Source organism: Subtercola sp. Z020 (assembly GCF_002931235.1).
Classification (GTDB): Bacteria; Actinomycetota; Actinomycetes; order Actinomycetales; family Microbacteriaceae; genus Subtercola.
In genome coordinates this window covers 1-18,401 of sequence record NZ_PSTT01000028.1, presented here as the reverse complement: position 1 = coordinate 18,401, position 18,401 = coordinate 1, and the positions used below count along the sequence as shown (strand labels likewise).

Annotated in this window: 24 protein-coding genes, 2 tRNA genes and 1 pseudogene; 15 read left to right on the top strand and 12 right to left on the bottom strand. The window is 68.5% G+C overall.

Features of this window, described 5'->3' with window-relative positions:
* Positions 1-37 precede the first annotated feature (37 nt).
* Together C5B96_RS03670 and C5B96_RS03665 are read right to left on the bottom strand one after the other, a co-directional pair.
* Entirely contained in the window at positions 38-382 is a 345-nt protein-coding gene (locus C5B96_RS03670; RefSeq protein WP_104243071.1) for a hypothetical protein, read from the bottom strand.
* Complete coding sequence (locus C5B96_RS03665; protein WP_104243069.1) at positions 379-654, bottom strand: hypothetical protein; 276 nt, start codon at positions 652-654, stop codon at positions 379-381. The genes C5B96_RS03670 and C5B96_RS03665 overlap by 4 nt, the downstream gene beginning before the upstream one ends.
* Before the next feature lie 95 nt (positions 655-749).
* On the opposite strand from C5B96_RS03665, the gene C5B96_RS03660 reads away from it, so the two are divergent.
* The 3 genes from C5B96_RS03660 (at position 750) to C5B96_RS03650 (ending at position 2,233) form a co-directional block, all read left to right on the top strand.
* Positions 750-1,082 (top strand): nucleotidyltransferase family protein, encoded by a 333-nt coding sequence (locus C5B96_RS03660; protein WP_104243067.1) that lies wholly within the window; start codon positions 750-752, stop codon positions 1,080-1,082.
* Between the two features lie 585 nt (positions 1,083-1,667).
* Positions 1,668-1,991 carry a hypothetical protein gene (locus tag C5B96_RS03655; protein WP_104243065.1) on the top strand — a complete coding sequence of 108 codons (324 nt, stop codon included), beginning with the start codon at positions 1,668-1,670 and terminating at the stop codon, positions 1,989-1,991.
* A 5-nt stretch (positions 1,992-1,996) separates the two neighbouring features.
* Positions 1,997-2,233 carry a hypothetical protein gene (locus C5B96_RS03650; protein ID WP_104243063.1) on the top strand — a complete coding sequence of 79 codons (237 nt, stop codon included), beginning with the start codon at positions 1,997-1,999 and terminating at the stop codon, positions 2,231-2,233.
* Position 2,234: 1 nt separating this feature from the next.
* Here the strand turns inward: C5B96_RS03650 and C5B96_RS03645 are convergent, their stop codons facing one another.
* The gene (locus C5B96_RS03645; RefSeq protein WP_146078073.1) at positions 2,235-4,184 is read right to left on the bottom strand and encodes a DUF4214 domain-containing protein; all 1,950 of its coding nucleotides are present in this window, start codon (positions 4,182-4,184) and stop codon (positions 2,235-2,237) included.
* Between the two features lie 121 nt (positions 4,185-4,305).
* Between C5B96_RS03645 and C5B96_RS03640 the strand changes: the two genes are divergently transcribed.
* Positions 4,306-4,641 (top strand): hypothetical protein, encoded by a 336-nt coding sequence (locus C5B96_RS03640; protein WP_146078072.1) that lies wholly within the window; start codon positions 4,306-4,308, stop codon positions 4,639-4,641.
* Positions 4,642-4,746: 105 nt separating this feature from the next.
* Here the strand turns inward: C5B96_RS03640 and C5B96_RS03635 are convergent, their stop codons facing one another.
* From C5B96_RS03635 to hxlB, 5 genes are all read right to left on the bottom strand, one after another.
* Positions 4,747-5,007 carry a hypothetical protein gene (locus tag C5B96_RS03635; protein ID WP_146078071.1) on the bottom strand — a complete coding sequence of 87 codons (261 nt, stop codon included), beginning with the start codon at positions 5,005-5,007 and terminating at the stop codon, positions 4,747-4,749.
* Positions 5,008-5,071: 64 nt separating this feature from the next.
* Positions 5,072-5,503 carry an Hsp20/alpha crystallin family protein gene (locus C5B96_RS03630; RefSeq protein ID WP_104243056.1) on the bottom strand — a complete coding sequence of 144 codons (432 nt, stop codon included), beginning with the start codon at positions 5,501-5,503 and terminating at the stop codon, positions 5,072-5,074.
* A 131-nt stretch (positions 5,504-5,634) separates the two neighbouring features.
* Positions 5,635-6,285 carry a TMEM175 family protein gene (locus C5B96_RS03625; protein WP_104243054.1) on the bottom strand — a complete coding sequence of 217 codons (651 nt, stop codon included), beginning with the start codon at positions 6,283-6,285 and terminating at the stop codon, positions 5,635-5,637.
* 114 nt (positions 6,286-6,399) lie between these two features.
* Entirely contained in the window at positions 6,400-7,023 is a 624-nt protein-coding gene (gene hxlA, locus C5B96_RS03620) for a 3-hexulose-6-phosphate synthase (protein ID WP_104243052.1), read from the bottom strand.
* 41 nt (positions 7,024-7,064) lie between these two features.
* Positions 7,065-7,643 (bottom strand): 6-phospho-3-hexuloisomerase, encoded by a 579-nt coding sequence (gene hxlB / locus C5B96_RS03615; protein WP_104243050.1) that lies wholly within the window; start codon positions 7,641-7,643, stop codon positions 7,065-7,067.
* Between the two features lie 102 nt (positions 7,644-7,745).
* On the opposite strand from hxlB, the gene C5B96_RS17945 reads away from it, so the two are divergent.
* Together C5B96_RS17945 and C5B96_RS03605 are read left to right on the top strand one after the other, a co-directional pair.
* Positions 7,746-8,585 carry a helix-turn-helix transcriptional regulator gene (locus C5B96_RS17945; protein WP_104243048.1) on the top strand — a complete coding sequence of 280 codons (840 nt, stop codon included), beginning with the start codon at positions 7,746-7,748 and terminating at the stop codon, positions 8,583-8,585.
* Between the two features lie 61 nt (positions 8,586-8,646).
* Positions 8,647-8,997 carry a VOC family protein gene (locus C5B96_RS03605; RefSeq protein ID WP_104243046.1) on the top strand — a complete coding sequence of 117 codons (351 nt, stop codon included), beginning with the start codon at positions 8,647-8,649 and terminating at the stop codon, positions 8,995-8,997.
* A 116-nt stretch (positions 8,998-9,113) separates the two neighbouring features.
* Here C5B96_RS03605 and C5B96_RS03600 read toward each other — a convergent pair.
* Positions 9,114-9,186, bottom strand: a tRNA-Glu gene (locus tag C5B96_RS03600).
* Positions 9,187-9,292: 106 nt separating this feature from the next.
* Here C5B96_RS03600 and C5B96_RS03595 point away from each other — a divergent pair.
* The 5 genes and pseudogenes from C5B96_RS03595 to C5B96_RS03580 all read left to right on the top strand — a co-directional run bounded on the left by C5B96_RS03595 (position 9,293) and on the right by C5B96_RS03580 (position 12,781).
* Positions 9,293-9,736, top strand: a complete 444-nt coding sequence (locus tag C5B96_RS03595) for a MarR family winged helix-turn-helix transcriptional regulator (RefSeq protein WP_104243045.1) — start codon at positions 9,293-9,295, stop codon at positions 9,734-9,736.
* Positions 9,737-9,849: 113 nt separating this feature from the next.
* Positions 9,850-10,455, top strand: a pseudogene (locus C5B96_RS18060) (MATE family efflux transporter); the annotation flags it as partial.
* 76 nt (positions 10,456-10,531) lie between these two features.
* On the top strand, positions 10,532-11,356 hold the full coding sequence (locus C5B96_RS17535) for an MATE family efflux transporter (protein WP_199176539.1): 825 nt from the start codon (positions 10,532-10,534) through the stop codon (positions 11,354-11,356).
* Positions 11,357-11,563: 207 nt separating this feature from the next.
* Positions 11,564-12,160: a DoxX family membrane protein gene (locus C5B96_RS03585; RefSeq protein WP_104243043.1), complete on the top strand. Its 597-nt coding sequence runs from the start codon at positions 11,564-11,566 to the stop codon at positions 12,158-12,160.
* A gap of 15 nt (positions 12,161-12,175) precedes the next feature.
* Positions 12,176-12,781, top strand: a complete 606-nt coding sequence (locus C5B96_RS03580; RefSeq protein ID WP_104243041.1) for an EVE domain-containing protein — start codon at positions 12,176-12,178, stop codon at positions 12,779-12,781.
* Here the strand turns inward: C5B96_RS03580 and C5B96_RS03575 are convergent.
* Entirely contained in the window at positions 12,703-13,611 is a 909-nt protein-coding gene (locus tag C5B96_RS03575; RefSeq protein ID WP_233188977.1) for a diacylglycerol kinase family protein, read from the bottom strand. The genes C5B96_RS03580 and C5B96_RS03575 overlap by 79 nt on opposite strands.
* 121 nt (positions 13,612-13,732) lie before the next feature.
* Between C5B96_RS03575 and C5B96_RS03570 the strand changes: the two genes are divergently transcribed.
* The 4 genes from C5B96_RS03570 (at position 13,733) to C5B96_RS17720 (ending at position 16,650) form a co-directional block, all read left to right on the top strand.
* On the top strand, positions 13,733-14,389 hold the full coding sequence (locus C5B96_RS03570) for an MBL fold metallo-hydrolase (protein ID WP_104243037.1): 657 nt from the start codon (positions 13,733-13,735) through the stop codon (positions 14,387-14,389).
* 92 nt (positions 14,390-14,481) lie between these two features.
* A complete protein-coding gene (locus C5B96_RS03565; RefSeq protein ID WP_104243035.1) occupies positions 14,482-14,802 on the top strand; it encodes a hypothetical protein in 321 nt (106 codons plus the stop codon).
* A gap of 124 nt (positions 14,803-14,926) precedes the next feature.
* The gene (locus C5B96_RS03560; RefSeq protein WP_146078070.1) at positions 14,927-15,835 is read left to right on the top strand and encodes an META domain-containing protein; all 909 of its coding nucleotides are present in this window, start codon (positions 14,927-14,929) and stop codon (positions 15,833-15,835) included.
* A gap of 113 nt (positions 15,836-15,948) precedes the next feature.
* On the top strand, positions 15,949-16,650 hold the full coding sequence (locus C5B96_RS17720; RefSeq protein ID WP_233188976.1) for a lytic transglycosylase domain-containing protein: 702 nt from the start codon (positions 15,949-15,951) through the stop codon (positions 16,648-16,650).
* Positions 16,651-17,145: 495 nt separating this feature from the next.
* On the opposite strand, the gene C5B96_RS03550 is transcribed toward C5B96_RS17720, so the two are convergent.
* On the bottom strand, positions 17,146-17,805 hold the full coding sequence (locus C5B96_RS03550) for a histidine phosphatase family protein (protein ID WP_104243031.1): 660 nt from the start codon (positions 17,803-17,805) through the stop codon (positions 17,146-17,148).
* A gap of 76 nt (positions 17,806-17,881) precedes the next feature.
* Positions 17,882-17,953: transfer RNA gene (locus C5B96_RS03545), tRNA-Gln, on the bottom strand.
* Positions 17,954-18,401: the final 448 nt, after the last annotated feature.

Below are 18,401 nucleotides of genomic sequence, written 5' to 3'. Positions count from 1 at the left end.
TGGCCAGCGCCTGAAGCCGTTGTATGTGGAGGCGAAGCTAGGACGCCTTGCCGAGATACGCGACGAGCGCCTCGCGAACGATTTCGCTGGGCCTGCGGTGTTCGAAGTTGGCGCGCTGGACGAGCGCTTCATCGAGAGCGATCGGCAGCCGCACCTGGCGCACGGGTGATTTGCCCAGACCCGAGACACCGCTGAGGTTCGGGCGACCAATGGCCCTGTCGACGGCCTCGGACGAACCGAGCGCCGCCTCGAGGAGAGCTCGTCCGGAGTCTTCACCGTTGCCGCGGATGACGACCGCGTCGGTCGCAATGCCGTCAAGACTCTCCGCCCACGCACTCAGTTGCTCGCCACGCAGATCATCGTCTCTCTCGCTCTTGCTCATTCTGCGTTCCTTTCTGCGACTTCCAATGTCTTTCTTCGAGCTTCCATCACGTGGAAGATGAAGAGGTTGGCCGGAGGTGTCAGTTCGGCCATCACCTCGATCATCAGCGTGCGATCTCGATTCGACCCGATCCACAGGTCAGGCCGTCGTGCTCCGTCGATTCTCGGCTCATCGAATGACGGCACCCAATACACGTTGCGCTCAATTGCGTTCAGCGCATCGGCCCGAGGAATTCCATGCTTGGATGCGCTTGCCGACCATCGGATGGACATCCATTCCTTTCGGTTATTGTACTACAGAAGTGCTGCGAGTCGGTGGCCGACCCGATCTCAGTTGAAAGAACGCACTATTGAGCTAGAGTCATTTTATGCCGGAAAGCCAGATACGCAGAGTTCCGCACGACCTGAGTTCGACGAACCCCGAGCTCGTCGTCAGAGCAGCCGCGCCCACCCTGATCCAGCTTGCCGAGGAGCGTGGATTCACACGACTGGCGGTCTTTTCTTCGGTTGCTCGCCATCAGGCGCGGATCGATTCGGACGTAGACCTGCTCGTCGAAGCGCCGCCGGGCACCGGAATCCGCGAACTACTGGCCCTCCAAGAGCTGTTTAGCACGGTGATGGGCCGCCCGGTCGACCTCGTGACCTACGGCGGGCTCAAACCCTGTCTCGACGACGTTCGAGGCGAGGCCGTGCTGTTGTAGTCGACGGTAGGGTCGCCCCGATCCACGGCACGCGGGGTCGAAGCGCCCGGCGGCATCGATCCGTCTCAGCGTCTCAAGACGGCCTTGACCACTGACCCAGAATCAAACGAGGAGGTACCGATCGTGAGCGAATCAAAGCGTCTCAGTGTGGTGGCGGGGCTGATTAAAGCAGGCAAAGCGGATCCCATCACGGGAAGAGCGTGCCATCGTTGCCGAGATCAGGGCCTACCACGAGAAGAAATTTGGACGTCATGCCGACGGTGGCTTCGGAGACCGACGCGTTGCTAAATGAGCTTGAGACCTTGTCCGCCCGGTTAGAACGCCAAGGCGACTTTCAGCCATCTCCCGTCGGCTCCGCTGGATGCGTCGATGGAAAGTATCAGGGTGTCGGCCACATTTCGGTGACCTTTCCTGCTGGTTTCAGCCCGAGTGTGACGGGGACGGACGCCGCAAGCGTTCTGCGAGATAGCAACTGCCTGGTCGTCGGCGTGCGTGACGACGAGAACACCTAGGCGGATTCCGTGACTGTGACCGCGAGACGACTGACCACGTAGAGCGGCCGGCGGCCGAGAAATAAGAGGTGCGATGATGAAAGTCGAACTGAAGGACACGGGGCCCTACGTCGACATCCGACCACTACCGGACTACCGCGCGCGCTTCTGGACTCGGCCGCCGGCATCATCGGTCAGCCAGCGCGAGATGAGCGCCTATCGCTATCTCGAATGGCAGCTGACCGGTGTACGAGATGTGCGGGAAGCGCAGGCGTGGGTCGACGAGCGTTCCGACGAGTATGAGGAGTGCACGTTGTACGCTTCAGCGCCCGTCGATGAAACGATCATTTGGCTTCGGGTGAGTGGTTGGGATCCGAATCGGGCGATGTGGGACTCCCGAGAATCGTTTGAGAGCTGATCGCGATGCTGGGCAATCTTCAGGGCTACCACGTGTTGATCGTGCTGGCGGTTGTGGTCGTCATCGCTGCGCTCATCGTCGTTGTGATTTTCTCGCTGAGCCGGAGAAACACGGGGACCGGCGAGCCCGTGCCCAGCGATCCTGCCAGTCGAATGGAGCAGCTCACACTACTTCGAGATCAATGGTTGATCAGCGAGGAGGAGTTCGAGGCAAAACGCCTCGAACTCCTGCGCCACCTCTAAGTCAGAGGTGCTCGTCTGGCTCAGAGCATCCAGAGCCCACAAATCGGCACGAGCCGGCCTCGGAAGCAGCAGCGCCGCCCGACACGCGCGAGGCGTGGGCGCGCGCTACTGCGGGAAGCGCGGCGCCGACCGCGCGAAGTACTCGTCGCTGCTGGTCAGCGCCGAGCGCGAGCGCGACGCCCACCCACGTCGCGAGGCCGCCGGTGTCGGGCTGGCGGCCAAGGTAGCTCATGTACATCGCCGAGACCCGCGAGCTGATGGTCTCGGTCGAATCCCAGAACTGGCTGACCACCCAGGGGCGGCCGTGCTGGGCGGCGAGCTCTGCCCAGAAGGCGTACTCCGCGCTGCCGCCCGTGCGTCCGAGCAGCGCCTTGTAGAGGCCGGCGGCCCACGAGGTTCTTGTGCCGCCCTGCTGCAGGAAGTACTCGTCCGACGCGTAGAACGTGCGCTCGATGTCGTCGGTGGTGATGCGTCCGGCCTGCATCTCCGTGAGCCACGTCACGCGGCCGCCCGGGTCGGAGGTGCGCTTCAGCACGGTGGTGTAGGCGGCGTCGATGCGGATCATCCGGTACTCGTCGCTGTTGACGAACCCGGCTGCGACGGCCGAGCGGGGCGCGCCGTTCGCGAGCTGGGCGCCCCAGAAGGCGACCTCCCCCGAGGAGGGTCGCCGGTTGAGGAAGTCGACGTAGAGCGCAGTGATGAACGAGCTCACCGAGGAGGGAACACCGGGGGCGGGGATGGCGTTCCGCACCAGTGCAAGCGACAGCTGCTTGCTGTCACCGGCACGCAGGTCGAAAGGCTCGGTCACCAGGTCGCCGTAGTTGTTGTCCCCGAGATAGTCGACGGCGACCCGGTAGGTTCCGGGCAGCAGGCCGGTGAAGGTGAAGGTGATCTTCTCCGACCCGGTGATGGTCAGCAGCGGCCCGGCGGCCTGCGTCAGCCAGGTCGACGTCGGCGGGTCGAAGGCCTGCAGCGAGACGGCCGACCGCTTGTCCTCCAGGCAGTCGAGGCCGCAGTCGACGTGTCCGCTGACCTGACCCTCCAGCGTCATCGTGTAGGGCGGGAAGGCCACCTGACCGCCGGCCGCGAGAGTCTTCGAGACACCTTCGGGATGGGCGGCAGTGCCTCCCACTGACTGGTCGAAGGAGGCCCGGTTCGGGCTGGTGCTGGTGATCTCCACGCTGTACGTGCCGGCAGGAAGGCCGGTCAGGAGGTAGCTGTGATCGCTCTGCACGACCGCGCGCGAGAAACGGGGGGTGCGCGGCGTGCCCTCAGAGGGGAGAGCGGATGCCGTGAGCACCGTTCCCGCCGCGAGCCCGGTCGAGAGCACGGTGCCGGTGATCGATCCGCCGACCGCGAGCACGGTCTGCACCGTCGTCACGGGCTTCGTGAGGTGGTATCCGCCGGGGTTGCCACCCGGGGTCCACGGCAGGAACTCGCCCGAGTAGGCGCTGGCGAAGTTGCCGGTGCCGGTGTAGTCGTACTGCAGAATCACGTAGTCGAATTGCCCGAGCGCGAGCGTGAAGTCGCCCGCGGCGTCGGGGTGCCACTCCTGCGTGTAGTGGATCCACTCGTTCTGATCTGCGCCGATCCAGCCGAAGAGGGTGATCGTCACGTCTCCAGCGGTTGCAGGATGCCCGGCGGCGCCCAGATCGATGTGGCCCTTGAGCGACCGGGAGGTCGCGGCGTCGGTTCCGGGGATCGCGTCGGCAGAGGTGACAGCGTCGGCACCAGGGACCGCGTCGCCGCCGGGGAGAGCGTCGGCACCGGGCACAGCATCGGCACCGGGCACAGCGTCGGCCCCAGGGAGAGCGTCAGTAGTGGGGACCGTGTCGGCACCCAGAGGCGAACCAGACGCACTCGGCGCGGGTACGGCATCCGCCCCCATCGCAGCCGGCGCGAACGCCGACGTCAGACCGAACACCATCAGCGCCGCTACAACGACGCTCACTGCACGCTTCATCACGAGCCGCTCCCCGATTCCGCTCGCCGTCGGCGATCCCCGGCACAACGTACCACGGCCGACCCCAGCCCCTGCGGAGCGGCCGGGCGGGCCGAATAGGCTGGTGGGCATGGACTCGACGGATTCGGCGGCGGTGTACTGGTTCGCGGAGTTGAAGGATCGCGAGTACACGGGGTGGAGGAAGGCCGCGTGGGCGATCAAGAGCGTGATCGGCGGGTTCGTGGGGCAGGGGCCGAGTGTCGCCGATCTGGTCATCGCGCGGCGCGACACCGGAGAGGTCGTCTCCTCCAGGCCGGCGGGTGACGTCACCGAGGCCGGGCAGATGCTGATGACCGCGCGACGCGAGCTCTTCCAGATGACCCGGGATCAGTTCGCTGCGGAATGGTCGCTGGATGCCCCGACCAACGGGACTCAGGACACCGGGTCGCCGGAGCCCGCCAGCTGACAGCGACTCGCCCGTGGAGCAGGAGGCACGGGGCACGAGCATCCAGAGACAGCAAGAGCGGAGGGAAGCGAGCCGTACTTGCGCTCGCTTCCCTCCGCCGGGTGTTCAGTTACGGTTCGGCGGGGGCGACCTGGTGAACGGGTCGACCGTCGAGGCGTGCACCACGTCCTCCGGCGCCACAGGGTCCAGCGACCGGTAATACAGGGCGCGCGGGCGGGGTGCGGTGCAGCCGGTTTTCACTACTGAGGGCCAGTGCTCGCGGATGATCATCCAGAATGCGAGGTCGGCGAGTTCCTGATCGTCGAAGACGATCTCTGCGAACAGCTCATCGACCGGCTCTTCCCACACGGAAGTGGCTACGTACACGCGCACAACACCTCCCCTCCTGCGCCTGGGAGCCGGGGGCGGGAGCTCCACCCCCGGCCATCCGTCAGACGGTGATCGTCTTCTGTTCGTCTGCCCTGTCGGGCGTGGTGATCTGGATCTTGCGGGGCTTCGCCTTCTCGCTGACCGGGATGATCACCGACAGCACCCCGTTGTCGTACGTCGCCGAGATGCTCTCGGAGGCGACGCCCTCGCCGAGGCTGAACTGGCGGAGGTAGGTGCCGTTGGGCCGCTCCTGCACCAGCCACTTCGCGCCCTCCTGGGTCGCGGCGGTGCGCTGGGCGCGGATGGTGAGCAGCTGCCCATCCACATCCACGTCGACCGAACCGGGGTCGATGCCCGGGAGGTCGGCGTTCAGGATGTACTGGTCGCCGTCACGGTACAGGTCGACGGGCATGAACTTCGGCCCCGGGCGGAACTGGAGAAGGTTGCCGGTGAGGCGGTCCAGCTCGCTGAAAGGATCAAAAGACATTGCCATAATGAGGATTCCCCTTCCACTGTGTGAGTCGGTGTGACTCAATTTCTGCAAAAAATATTAGCACTCGCCCTTCGAGAGTGCCAAGAACTTTTTGCCGAAATTTTCGGCGGGCGGATGCGACCGATCGAGACTCAGGCGCCGTCCTCGAGATCGTCCTCCGCAACGCCAGGCGCCTCGCGCTCGAAGAGCCGCGCCAGCAGGAACGCCGCCGCCACCACGAGGTACAGCACGAGCGCCGCGAGCGGCGAGAACAGCGCGACGACGACGCTGATTAGCGCGACGACGAGGGTGCCGGCCGAGTAGAGCGCGTGCCGGCGCATCCACGCGACATCCGGTGCCTCGTGAAGCAGCTCGGGATGCCGCGCGAGGTACAGGTCGAGCGCCACCCACGGCACGCTGATCACCGCGGCGACGACCGCGAAGACGACCATCGCCGCGAACTGGGCGTCGTGGTCGCCCTCGGTCAGCGCGTCGGAGAGGAGCGCGGTCGGCCACGGCACGAGCGACGCGCCGAGCAGCAGGCCGAGGTTCAGCACGAGCAGCACGGGGGTGGTTCGTACGACCCGCGCGAGCTCTTCGTTGTGGTTCAGCCAGATGATGCCGATGGTGAAGAAGGCGGCCAGGTAGGCGAGGTAGGTGGGCCAGTCGTCGAGCAGCTGGGCGGGCGACTGGGCGCCGCTCGGCAGCAGGTCGAGCACGAGCAGGGTCATGACGATCGCGAGCACGGCGTCGCTGAACGCCTCGAGCCGGCCGATTCCGTTGCGCTTCATCCGTCTGATCATGCGGTCAATCTAGCGACGATCGGCCACGGCGAACAGACGACCTGTGGATGCCACGGGTCGGTTTAATAGGCGTTGCCCCCAACCGCGAGGTCGAGGGCAACGAGAAAGCAGAAGCTAGACGATCGCGGCGCGCAGCTCCGCAGCAGCCGCCCCGACGTCCGACGCGCTGTAGATCGCGCTGCCGGCAACGGCCACGTCGGCACCGGCCTGCTGCACCGAAGCGATGGTCGAGGCGTTGATGCCGCCCGCGACCGAGAACGGAACGCCCGAAGCGGTGCCGTCGTCGAGCAGAGTGCTGAACGTGAAGCCGTCTTCGGCCTGCTCGTCGAGGCCCGCGTGCATCTCGACGAAGTCCACGCCGAGGGCGACGACCTCCTTCGCGCGCGCTGCCTTGTCGGGCACGCCGATGAGGTCGGCGACGATGCCCTTGCCGTGCTTCTTGGCGGCCTTGACGGCGCCGACGATGGTGCTGTCACCGGCCAGGCCGAGCACGGTCACGAGGTCGGCCCCGGCCTCGAAGGCGGTGTCGGCTTCGAGCTCGCCGGCATCCATCGTCTTCAGGTCGGCGAAGACGATCTTGTCGGGGTGCGCCTTCTTGATGGCGGTGACGGCCGACAGGCCCTCGGCCTTGATGAGGGGCGTGCCGAGTTCGAGGATGTCGACGTGCGGCGCCGCAGCGGCAGCCCATTCGAGAGCCGACTCGGTGGTGAGAGTGTCCATGGCGAACTGCAGTTTCATGTGATGCCTTTCAGAAGGGTTCTGGATGATCGGAGAAGAAGTCATTCGAGATTCGCGTGTCGCGGCCAGAGCTCGTCTGCACTGGCGCCCGAACGCATCCACAGCGCGTGGAAGAGGGCGTCGCCGAGCAGCACGACGCTCTGCTCGAAGAGGCTGCCGGCATACTGGGCGGATGCCTCGCCCGAGCGGTCCTGCTTGCCGGCGGCCGGCACGACGACGACGACCGCGGCGAGGTCGGCGAGCGGGGATGCCGCGGCGGTGCTGATGGCCGCAACCGTAGCGCCGGCGTCGGTGGCGAGCTCGGCGGCGCGCACGATGGTGTGGGTGGTACCCGATCCACTCGCCGTCAGCAGCAGGTCGCCCGCGCCGATGGCCGGGGCGGTCACCTCGCCGACGACGTGCACGGTGAGGCCGAGGTGCATGAGGCGCATGGCCGTCATGCTGAGCGCGAGGCCCGAGCGGCCGGCGCCGAGCACGAAGACGCGCGGGGCTTCCGTGAGAAGGGTGGCCAGGGCATCCAGAGCCTGCATGTTGTCGCGGGCGAGCCGGTCGAGAACGCCGGCGACCTCCCGGCCGACCAAGGTGAGCGACTCGGTGACGGGGTACGGCGTTTCGGGCATGTCTTCAGCCTGCGCTCGGAGGGGCGGGGTGCGCACTCGCCGAGCGAGCAGGCTCACCTACCCGAATGGGTGGGGTGGATGATTGTGGGGTAGGTTGCCGTCATGCAGCCTTCAGCGGACATCCCCTCCCCCGCCATCCGTGCGCTGGTCGGCGATCACGCGCGCGCCCTCTCGGAGCTGGCCGACCGGCATGCGGTCGAACTCGAGTCGCTGCTGGCGGTGCTGCGGTCGAGCAGGCTCGACGACAAAGCGGCGCGCACGACGGCGATCGACATCGCCGCGGCGTCGCTCGTGAGCCTGCGCACGGCGTCGGACACGGAACAGAGCGCGATGCTCGAGCCCGTGGTGACGGCGTTCGCGCGACTGAAGAGCGACCTGCGCCCGCTGGTGCGCTTCGGCGACCTCGACGTGCAGTTCATCGAGCCGCCGAGCACGGGCCGGGCTCTGCCGGGCGTCGTTGCGCAGGCCGCCCGGGCCATCGTTCGCAACTCGGTGCTCGCTCTCGCGGACGCGGCGGACACGCGGCGGGTGCGCATCCAGTGGGACTGCGACGGGCAGAACCTGCTGATCGGCATCCGCGACGACGGGCCGGGCGAGCTGAGCCGGCACGACGACGTGCTGCGTCCGATCGCCGAGAAGGTGTCGGCGCTGGAGGGCGACCTGCTGGTCTCGTCGACGCCGGGGTGGGGGTCGTCGCTTGCGATCACGCTGCCGCTCGACCCGCCGCCCGAGCCCGACGCGCTCGAAGACACCGTGCAGCTGAGCGCGCGCGAGCGGGATGTTCTCCGGCTCGTCGCGTCGGGCGCCCGCAACCGTGCCATCGCTGCGCAGCTGGGGATCAGCGACAACACGGTGAAGTTCCACGTGTCGAACCTGCTGCGGAAGGCCGGGGCGACGAACCGCGCCGAGCTGGCCGCGCTGGCGAAGCAGCGCATCGTCTGAGCGAACAGGGGGGCTATGCCTTCTCTGGTGTCGGGGCGGATTAGCGGGCTAGCGTTGGGGCATGACGCTGAAGTTCGAGGAGATCGTCGTGGACTGCCGCGACTTCCACGCGCTCGGTCACTGGTGGGAGGCGGCCCTGGGGTGGGTCGTGATCGACGAGGATGACGGGGTGCTGGAGTTGCAGAGCCCGGAGGGGGCGCATCCGACGTTCCTGTTCCTGAACTCGGCCGAGGCGAAGGTCGGCAAGAACCGCATCCACTTCGACTTCGTGCCCGACGACCAGGCGGCCGAGGTCGAGCGGCTGCTCGGGATGGGCGCCCGTCGGGTGGATATAGGGCAGGGCGATGCGCCGTGGGTGGTGCTGGCCGACCCCGAGGGGAACGAGTTCTGCGTGCTCACGGCGCGCGGCTGACGGCGTGCAGGAAAGCGCGACGATCAGCGCGGCTGGTGCGCTGATCGCACTGGCATGAGCACAAAAAAGCCCGGCTCCCCTGTAGAGGGAACCGGGCTTTCTCTTTCACACTGTCGTGACCCCAACCGGATTCGAACCGGTGTTACCGCCGTGAGAGGGCGATGTCCTAGGCCGCTAAACGATGGGGCCGATTAGACAACTCATCGAGTATGCCACACGTTTCGAAGGTCTGCCAATTCGAGACTCTTCGGTTCGGTGGTTGACAGTTAGACATCTAACTATTAGATTCCTAAGCATGGAAGAAGATGGGCCCCGCCTCACCACGAGTCTCGAGCTGCTGCGGTGGATCGGCTGGGCCCAGATGATGGCCGGCCAGGACTGGGTGCGCGAACGCGACCTCAGCCGTGAGCAGTCCTTCGTGCTGGGGTATCTCGTGCAGAACCCCGGCGCCATCCAGCGCGACATCGCCGACGTCAGCCGAACGAGCGCCGCCAGTGTCTCGAGCCTCCTTCAGGGGCTCGAGCGCCGCGGCCTCATCGACCGGCGCACCGAGGGCGGCAACGAACGCAGCAAACGCGTCTACGCCACCCTCGAAGGCGCCGAACTCATCGAAGGGTTCGACGCTGCCATGGCGGCAACCGAGGATGCCATCCTCGCGCCGCTGAGCGCTGAGGAGCGCGAGACGCTCCACGAACTGCTGCTGAAGGTTACCTCGGTTCTTCCGCGACCCACCCGGTGACGCACGAGCCCGTTCGCCGCATGCAGCGGCCGGGCATCCAGAACCTCACCCTCACCCTCGCCGTGCCGGCACTCGTCGGCGCGCGCTCGAACCTGCCCTGAAGAGGAGCAACCATGAGCATCCAGAACCCTACGACCGCGCCCGAAAACGGGGCGGCGCAATACAACGGGGCGGCGCCCGCAAACGAGGCGGCGCCCGAAAACACTTCAGAGCCCGAGAAGGGCACCAACCGCTGGTACCTCTCGGCCGCGCCGATCGTGCGCGCCCTCCTCCATCTCTGCGTGCCGATGGCCGCCGCCATGATCGTCAGCGCCGTCTACAATGTCATCAGTGCGGGCTTCGTCGGCTCGCTGCACGACGCCACCCTGCTCGCCGCGATCACCTTCGGCACCCCTCTTCTCGGCCTGGTCATGGCGGTCGGCGGAGTGTTCGGGGTCGGCGGCGGGGCACTCATCTCGCGGCTGCTCGGGGCGTCGGAGAACGACGCGTCGCAGGCCGGCGAGATCAAGCGCGTCTCGTCGTTCGCCGTCTGGGGTGCGGCAATCACCGGCGCCCTGCTCGGTGGACTCGGGTTGGTGCTCCTGAATCCGCTGGTCACGCTGCTGGGGGCGGATGCCGCGGCGGTGCCCGCGACATCCGCCTACGTCGCCGTCATGCTCGCGTTCGTTCCCGTGCTCGCCGTGGCGTTCTGCCTGGAGCAGATCGTTCGGGCCGAGGGCGCGGCACGCCAGGTGATGATCGGACTCATCGCCTCGACCCTCGCGAACGTCGTGTTCGACGCCCCAGTTCATCCTCGTGCTGAACTGGGGCGTCGCGGGCGCCGCCCTCGCGATGGGGCTCGCGAACGTCGGCGTGGTCGTCTACTTCGTGGTCTGGTTGCAGCGCAACAGCGAACACGTGAGCCTCGCGCCGCGCTGGTTCACGCTTTCGCCAGCGGTGCTGAAGCCGGTCTTCGGAGTCGGCGTCGGCGAGCTGCTGCAGTCGGCCTTCCTCATCGTGACGTCGCTGGTGCTCAACAATCTGGCGGTGGCCTACGGGGATGCCGCGCTGGCGGCGATGGGCGTGGCGGTGCGTATCGCGCAGGTGCCCGAATTCCTCGTGATGGGCGTGACGCTCGGGGTGCTGCCACTGCTCGCCTACTCCTACGGAAAGGGGGATCGTGCGCGCCTGCACTCCGCGCTGCGGGCGTCGGCTCTCGTCGTCGGGGGCATCGTGGTGGTCTCTTCTGTGTCTGTGTTCGTCTTTCGCGAGCAGTTGTTCTCGGCGTTCTCCGACGACCGGTCGGTGCTCGCGATCGGGGTCGTCGTGCTGACCGCGCAGCTCGTCGCGATGATCGTGAACGGGTTCACGGGGCTTCTCACGTCGTTGTTCCAGGCGACGGGGCGGGCGACGGCCGCGATCGTGATGTCGATGTCGCAGGGGGTGCTGTTCATCCCGATCGTGCTGCTCGGCAACCTCTGGTTCGGGCTGGCGGGCATCATCTGGTCTCTGACGGTGTCGGAAGGGATCGTGCTGGTCGTCGGGCTGGTGCTGTGGGCGGTGTCGCGAGGGGGGATCGCGGCGGGGCTCGCTGCGGGCAGCGCGGAGCGCGCCGAGGCGGCGCTGGAGCCGGCGGCGTAAGGGGGGCGGTGCGCCACGGCGCTGCGACGCGTGCGCCGGCGGTGCGCGAGGCGAGCTGCGGATGGCCGTACCCGCGCGGCCCGGGGCGCACAAGGCTCGGCGGCGGGGCTGTGCGGAACGGGCATCCGCAGTACCGTGAAGGAGGCCCGCCAGCCCTTACCCGATCCATCCCTGACCCGATCCATTCCCTGACCCGAGGAGACCCCGATGCGCACCACACCTCCCAGCCCCACCCCGGCCGCCGTCGTCTGGACGACCGTGTTCCGCGTCGCGCTCGGCTCGGTGCTCGTCGCCCACGGGTCACAGAAGCTGTTCGGCTGGTTCGGCGGAGGCGGCGTAGAGGGCACGGCGAAGGGCATGCACGCGATGGGCTTCCGCCCCGGCAAGCCGCACGCCGTGCTGGCCGGGCTCGGAGAGGCGGGAGCCGGCGCCGCCCTCGCCCTCGGACTCGCCACCCCCGTGGCCGGCGCGGCAGCCGCGACCACGATGGGTGTCGCGGCCAGCACGCACGTTCCGAACGGGTTCTTCAACGCCCAGGGCGGCTTCGAGCTGCCGGCCGTGCTCGGCCTCGCCGCGGCCACGTTCAGCCAGACCGGTGCAGGCCCCGTCTCCCTCGACGCTGCGACCCGCAACGTCTTCAACCGGCCCTGGATGCGCGTGGTCGCGCTGCTCGCAATCCCCGTCGCGGTCGGCGTGCAGGTCGTGCGCCGGCGCCGGGCCCTCGCGGCCGACGCGGACGCCTCCCCCGCCCTCGACTCCGCAGACGACGCGGCCGCCGAAGCGACGCCCGACAAGGCGCTGTAGCGCGTGGCGAGCGGGATGCCCGGCGGAGGCTCGCGCTCGCCGGGAGGGTCGGCCCGTTCCGCAGCCGACGGGCCGCGCGAGCAGAAGTTCTGGGTCAACACGGTCAGCCTCGACCACGTGCAACTCGCCGAACGCGGCGGATTCACGCAGGCCGACCACGGCGCAAACACCCGGCTGCGCTGGTTGCAGGCGCGCGACGGGCTCGTGTTCTACTCGCCGCGCACCGAACTCGGGCCGGGCGGGTCGCCTGTGCAGGAATTCACCGCGATCGGCGAGATCACGGGCGACGAGCCGTACCCCGTGACGGTCGATGGCGACGAGGCGCCCCGCTGGCGGTTGGCGATGCGCTTCGCGCCGTGTACGCCCGTTGCCGCGAAGCCGCTCGCCCCCGAGCTGTCGTTCATCGTGGACCCGGCCCGCTGGGGCTACCCCTTCCGCCGCGGCCTGTTCCCCATCCCCGAGTCCGACTTCCGCACCTTGGCCCGCGCGCTCGGCGCCGAGTCCGCTGTCGTAGCCCCCACGCCGGCGCCCGCGGCGGGCGGCTACGCCAGCACGCGCAGCGCGCCGGCGCGCACCGCGACGGTGACCGGCAGCGGGCCGACGCGCTCGCCGTCGGCGTAGGCGACGATGTCGCCCGACGCCTCCGCCACCGTCACCGTCGACACGCGCGACAGCGACACGATGGACTCCCCCGCGTGCGTGCCCTTGAACACCTTCGGGAACAACCGCAGGAACCGCAGGCGCGACACGGGAGCCACGATGAACAGGTCGAGGGCCCCGTCGTCGAGCCGGGCATCCGGAGCGATCAGCATCCCGCCGCCGATCGACGAGTTGTTCGCCACGGCCAGCAGCACCGACGAGACCGAGCGCGGCACGCCGTCGACGACCAGGTCGTAGCGGCGCGACCGCAGCCGAAGCAGTTCGACGAGCAGCGCGATCGTGTACCGCGAGGCTCCGCGCGGCCGCCGCATGCGGTTCGCCCGCTCGTTCACCCGCGCGTCGAAGCCGGCCGACAGCGCGGACGCGAACCACAGCTCACCGCCCGCGTGCGTGAGGTGCCCGAGGTCGATCGTACGCGGCCCGCGGGCGAGCGCCGCGGCGAGCGCGTCGAGCGCAGCCGGCAACTCGAACGGGATGCCGAGGCCGAGCGCCGAATCGTTGCCCGTGCCGGTCGGCACGATGCCGAGCGGGGTCGACGTGCCGCCCACGAGGTTGACGCCGAGGCTCACCATTCCGTCGCCGCCGACGACGATGAGGGCGTCCGGATGCTCGGCGAGCGCCGCGCGGGCCGCCACCTTCAGCGCCTCGAAGTCGGGTGCGCGCAGCTCGTTCACCTCGTACCCGTCCGATCGCAGCCGCTCCACCACCTGCGCGCCGACGCTGCTGGTCCGGCCGAACGATGCGGTCGGGTTGATCGCGACCACGAGTCGCCGAGCTGCGGATTCGGGCACCCTCCGATTATGGCCCACCCCGCGCGGGTCGGGGCGGCGTGACCGGCGGGCCGCGGCATCCAGAACCGCACCCCGTGTCGATGACTTGCAGCAACGATCGCGAGGGTGTTTGCTCAGAGACATGAGACTCACCAAGCTTGAACACGCCACCCTCGTTCTCGAGAAGTCCGGCCGCAGACTGGTCATCGACCCGGGCACCTTCACCGCCCCGCTCGCCGACGCGACGGGAACGGTCGCGATCGTCGTGACCCACGAGCACCCCGACCACTGGACTCCCGAGCAGCTCAGCCGGGTGCTGGCACAGTCTCCGGGCATCCCGATCTTCGCGCCCGCGGGCGTGGCAGCTGCGGTCGCCGCGGCCGGGTCGACGGCGGAGTTCGACATCACGGTCGTCGAGGCGGGCGACGAGTTCACCGTCGAACCCTTCACGCTGAAGTTCTTCGGGGCGAAGCACGCCGTGATCCACGAGTCCATGCCGGTCATCGACAACGTCGGCGTACTGGTCAACGACGTGCTCTACTACCCGGGCGACTCGTACACGATTCCGGAGGGCGTCGACGTCGACGTGCTGGCGGCCCCCGTGGGCGCGCCGTGGCTGAAGATCGGCGACGCGATGGACTTCGTGCTCGCCGTGGCGCCGAAGCGCTCGTTCGCGACGCACGACATGACGCTGTCGGCGGCCGGCAAGGGCATGGGCGGCGACCGCCTGAAGTGGGCGACGGAGCAGGGCGGCGGCGAGTACTTCCCGCTCGCTGCGGGCGACTCGCTCGACCTGTAGGGGCGGGCTGGGTCGCTGGGGCGGGCCGGCGCTTCCGCTGCGGTCGGCTCCGGATGCTCGGACCGTTCATCCGCGGCCGCTAGAGTTCGCGGGTGACCTCCGCCGACGCCTCGATCCTCACGTTCGCGCTCTGCCTCGTGGTGCTGGCCGGGCTGTTCCTGCTGGGTCTCCGGCAGGTGCGGCGCGCCACCGCGGCGAGTGACGATGACGCCGGGTCGAGCTTCCTCGCCGGCATGGCGCTGCTGTTCGGAGTGCTCGCGGCGCCCATCGGCATTCTGTTCGCGCACCTGGCGCTGCGGCAGATCGCGCAGACTGGCGCATCCGGAGCCCGCCTCGCCACCGTCGGCTTCTTCATCGCGTACGGGCTGACCGTGCTGCAGCTGGCGCTGCTGCTCGGCATCGCGCTCGACTGAGGGGCGCCTGGCCTCGGGCGCTCGGCTTCGCCGCGCCCCAGCGGCGACCGAATTCGTCAAGCACGATCATCCATCAGCCACCTTCAGTATCGTGGAGGGTGCACCACCGAACCGGAAGAGAGCCGTGCCCACCTTACGAACCCTCGCGCTGGCCGTTCTGGGCGTCGTCGCCCTGACGGTGACGGGGTGCTCGGTGGCGGCGGATCCGGTTCCGGATGCTCCCCAGTACACTCCCGCGACGACCAGCACGCTCCCCGGAACCTGGATCGTCGCCGACACCTACAACTCCCCCGACCAGCCGTTCCTCACCTTCGAGCACGACGGCACCTGGACGGGCTCAGACGGCTGCAACGGAGCGGAGGGCACGTGGTCGATGACCAGCGCCGGCGTGCTCACCACGACCGCCGGCCCGACGACGCAGATCTACTGCGACGGCGAGCAGCTGCCCTTCTACCTCATCGACTCGGAGTCGGCGCGCTTCGACGGAACGGATCTCACCCTGGTCGGCCACGACGGCAGCGACCTAGTGAAGGTGCACAAGCGGGCATCGACCGAGAAGGCCGTCGCGCGCGGCACGACCGTCGTCGTGGGCCTGTGGACGAACACCGAACCGGGCCGCGAGCGCCTGCTGCGGCTCACGATGAATGACGACGGCACGGTGTCGGGCAACGATGGCTGCAACAACTTCACGACCACGTGGCGGTTCGCCGAAGACGGCTCCGTCTCGTTCGGCAAACTCGCGATCACGGGGCGCACCTGTGAAGGAGTGGTCACCTGGCTGAACCTCGCCTCGTCGGCGGTGCTCGATGGCAAGACGATGGTGATCCGGTCGATGTACGGGGCGCAGCTCGGCACGCTCACCTACCTCGAGGCGCTGCCGGGGTCGGCGACCGATCCGCTCGGCGAGGCGGGTGCGACTCCCGTTCCGACGGCGACGCCGCTGCCGAGCGCGCTGCCCACTGCTCTGCACACTGCTCTGCCGAGCGCCCCGCAGACCCCCGCCGCCACACCCTCACCTTCAGCTGCAGGCTGAGTCCGGCATCCATTCGGCAACTGCCCAGCATCCCACCCACCGTTGAGTTGTGCTCGCAGGCAGGGTAAGGTCGTTACGCATTCGTGATCGACCGAACACCGAAGGACAACTGGATGAGCTTGCTGAACGGAAACGCGCGTCGTCGCCTGGTACAGGCCCTCGCCGTCAGTTGCGCACTGGGCCTTGCCGGCACGGTCGCCATTCCCTTCGCAAACGCCTCCACCATGAAGAACGCCTCGTTCGCCTTCACCCCCACGCAGAACGCGATGGCCGTCGGCCAGAGTTTCGCCTCCGAAAGTGCGGGCGCCGTGGTTGCGCAGCGTGACGCGTACATCGCGACCGACCCCGCTGTGCTCGCCGCCCAGAAGGCCGCTGAGGCAGCCAAGGCCGCCGCCGAACTCGCTGCGAAGACCGCCGCCCAAAACGCCGCCGCGGCCGCTGCCTCGTCGTCTTCTTCCTCGTCGAAGTCGTCGGGTGGCAGCTACACTCCGCCGGCCGCGGCCACCCCGAACGCGGGTTCAGCGCAGGCCATCGCGCAGCAGATGCTCTCCGACCGCGGAATGGGTTCCGACCAGTTCTCGTGCCTCGTCTCACTGTGGAACCGCGAGTCGGGCTGGCGAGTGAACGCCTACAACGCCGGTTCGGGTGCGCAGGGCATCCCGCAGGCGCTCCCCGGCAACAAGATGGCCAGCGCAGGCGCCGACTGGGAGACCAACCCGGCCACGCAGATCACCTGGGGCCTCGGCTACATCACGGGCCGCTACGGCACGCCGTGTGGCGCCTGGGCGCACAGCGAGTCGGCTGGTTGGTACTGAGCGGCGGGCGGTTCGCCGCGACGTTTGCGCTCATGGTCGATTAGGCAGCCGGCTTCGTTCTGGCCTAACTAAGCCTGAGAACCCGCGGCCCTGAGCGGCCGTCGCCGTTCCGGTTCCAGCGGCCGTCGGCGGCCGGGGCTGCCGTCGCCGTTCTGGTCGCAGCGGCCGTCGGCGGTCCTTGGGCTGCCGTCGCCATTCTGACTCCGGCGGCCGTCTTCTGCACGACCTGCCACTGCTAGGAGACTGGCCGCGCTACGCCCGGTAAGTCCGCGGTCAGCCCAGCGCTTCGGCCGTCGGGTCGGGCGCGCTGGCGTCTTCGAACTAGGCTCCGCCGATCGGCTCTCCGGCCCAGTGCTCCCGTCGCCATTCTGGTCCCAACGGCCGTCGGCGGCCCAGGGCTCCCCTCGCCATTCCGGTCCCACCGGCCGTCTTCGGCACCACCTCCCGCTGCGTGGAGGCTGGCTGCGCTGCGCTACGCGCCCGGTGATTCCGCGGTCAGCCCAGCGCTTCGGCCGTCGGGTCGGGCGCGCTGGCGTCTTCGAACTGGGCTCCGCCGATCGGCTCTCCGGCCCAGTGCGTCACGACCCACCCCTCTGCGGGCGAGCCCTCCAGCACCACGACCGCCGTGTTCTCGAGCGGATGCGTGCGGCTGAACTCGGCGTCGACATTCTCGGCGGCGTACGAACTCCACGCGCGGATCGCCGCACCGTGGCTGAACACGGCGACCGTGGATTCCGGATGCTCCGCGGCGATCTCGTCGATGGCGCCAGTGAAGCGGCGGTAGAACTCGTGCCCGTCCTCGCCCCCGGGTACACGCCCGTCGAGGCTCTGCCACCACGAGAACACCGCGCCCATGTACGACGCGATCGCCTCCTTGTCGGAGCGCTGCTCGAGGTCGCCCGAGGTGATCTCCTGCACGCCGTCGACGACCCGCGGCTCGAGGCCGAGGGCGCCCGCGAGAGGCGCCGCCGTCTCGTGCGTGCGCTGCATCGTCGACACGTAGATCGCCGCGATCCGCTCGCTCTGCAGCGCCGCGGGGATCGCCGCCGCCTGCTCCCGCCCGAGCGGGGTCAGGCCCGGGCCCGGAACGATGGCGCCGATCGCGCCGTTCACATTGTCGATCGTCTGGCCGTGTCGTATCAGGAGAAGTCGCATCCCTGCCAGCTTACCGACGCCCGTTCGGGCAACAAAAAAGGCCCGGACGGACCGGGCCTTCGACGTGCTTTCAGTGCTGGGGTACCTGGACTCGAACCAAGAACAAAAGAATCAGAATCTTCCGTGTTGCCAATTACACCATACCCCAAGGGCGGTACCCGAGCTCGGGCCGACGGTCTACTTTAGCCTACGTTGGCGCCGGTCCCCAAACCGGGCGCGCCGCGCGGGTGTCAGCGGGGTGGGTGACGGGGGTGCGGGCGGGCAGGCTCCTCCCACTCGGACGGAGCCCAGCCGAACCGTGGCCGTATTCGCGGCAGATCGGCTCAGCTCCGTCCGGGTGGGGCACGGGGCGCCTTTTTTGGGACGTGCAACCGTGGGGACTGGCCGTCAGGAACCTCCCGGGCGAACCGGGCCCGCACTCGGGTCGGATCGGCCTAGCGGTGTCTTGGCGGCGATCCCGCTCGGGACAGAGCGTACGGCTATAGGCCGATGGTCGGCCGCGGGCAGCCGCCTCCCACTCGGTCGGAGGTCAGCCGAACCGCGGCCGTATTTATGGCAGATCGGCCCAGCTCCGCCCGGGCGGAGCTGGGCCGATC

Coding starts and splice junctions, on each gene's coding strand:
- C5B96_RS03670 (WP_104243071.1), bottom strand. CDS start 382: ATGAGCAAGAGCGAGAGAGACGATGATCTGCGTGGCGAGCAACTGAGT.
- C5B96_RS03665 (WP_104243069.1), bottom strand. CDS start 654: ATGTCCATCCGATGGTCGGCAAGCGCATCCAAGCATGGAATTCCTCGG.
- C5B96_RS03660 (WP_104243067.1), top strand. CDS start 750: ATGCCGGAAAGCCAGATACGCAGAGTTCCGCACGACCTGAGTTCGACG.
- C5B96_RS03655 (WP_104243065.1), top strand. CDS start 1,668: ATGATGAAAGTCGAACTGAAGGACACGGGGCCCTACGTCGACATCCGA.
- C5B96_RS03650 (WP_104243063.1), top strand. CDS start 1,997: ATGCTGGGCAATCTTCAGGGCTACCACGTGTTGATCGTGCTGGCGGTT.
- C5B96_RS03640 (WP_146078072.1), top strand. CDS start 4,306: ATGGACTCGACGGATTCGGCGGCGGTGTACTGGTTCGCGGAGTTGAAG.
- C5B96_RS03630 (WP_104243056.1), bottom strand. CDS start 5,503: ATGGCAATGTCTTTTGATCCTTTCAGCGAGCTGGACCGCCTCACCGGC.
- C5B96_RS03625 (WP_104243054.1), bottom strand. CDS start 6,285: ATGATCAGACGGATGAAGCGCAACGGAATCGGCCGGCTCGAGGCGTTC.
- hxlA (WP_104243052.1), bottom strand. CDS start 7,023: ATGAAACTGCAGTTCGCCATGGACACTCTCACCACCGAGTCGGCTCTC.
- hxlB (WP_104243050.1), bottom strand. CDS start 7,643: ATGCCCGAAACGCCGTACCCCGTCACCGAGTCGCTCACCTTGGTCGGC.
- C5B96_RS17945 (WP_104243048.1), top strand. CDS start 7,746: ATGCAGCCTTCAGCGGACATCCCCTCCCCCGCCATCCGTGCGCTGGTC.
- C5B96_RS03605 (WP_104243046.1), top strand. CDS start 8,647: ATGACGCTGAAGTTCGAGGAGATCGTCGTGGACTGCCGCGACTTCCAC.
- C5B96_RS03595 (WP_104243045.1), top strand. CDS start 9,293: ATGGAAGAAGATGGGCCCCGCCTCACCACGAGTCTCGAGCTGCTGCGG.
- C5B96_RS03585 (WP_104243043.1), top strand. CDS start 11,564: ATGCGCACCACACCTCCCAGCCCCACCCCGGCCGCCGTCGTCTGGACG.
- C5B96_RS03580 (WP_104243041.1), top strand. CDS start 12,176: ATGCCCGGCGGAGGCTCGCGCTCGCCGGGAGGGTCGGCCCGTTCCGCA.
- C5B96_RS03570 (WP_104243037.1), top strand. CDS start 13,733: ATGAGACTCACCAAGCTTGAACACGCCACCCTCGTTCTCGAGAAGTCC.
- C5B96_RS17720 (WP_233188976.1), top strand. CDS start 15,949: ATGAGCTTGCTGAACGGAAACGCGCGTCGTCGCCTGGTACAGGCCCTC.
- C5B96_RS03550 (WP_104243031.1), bottom strand. CDS start 17,805: ATGCGACTTCTCCTGATACGACACGGCCAGACGATCGACAATGTGAAC.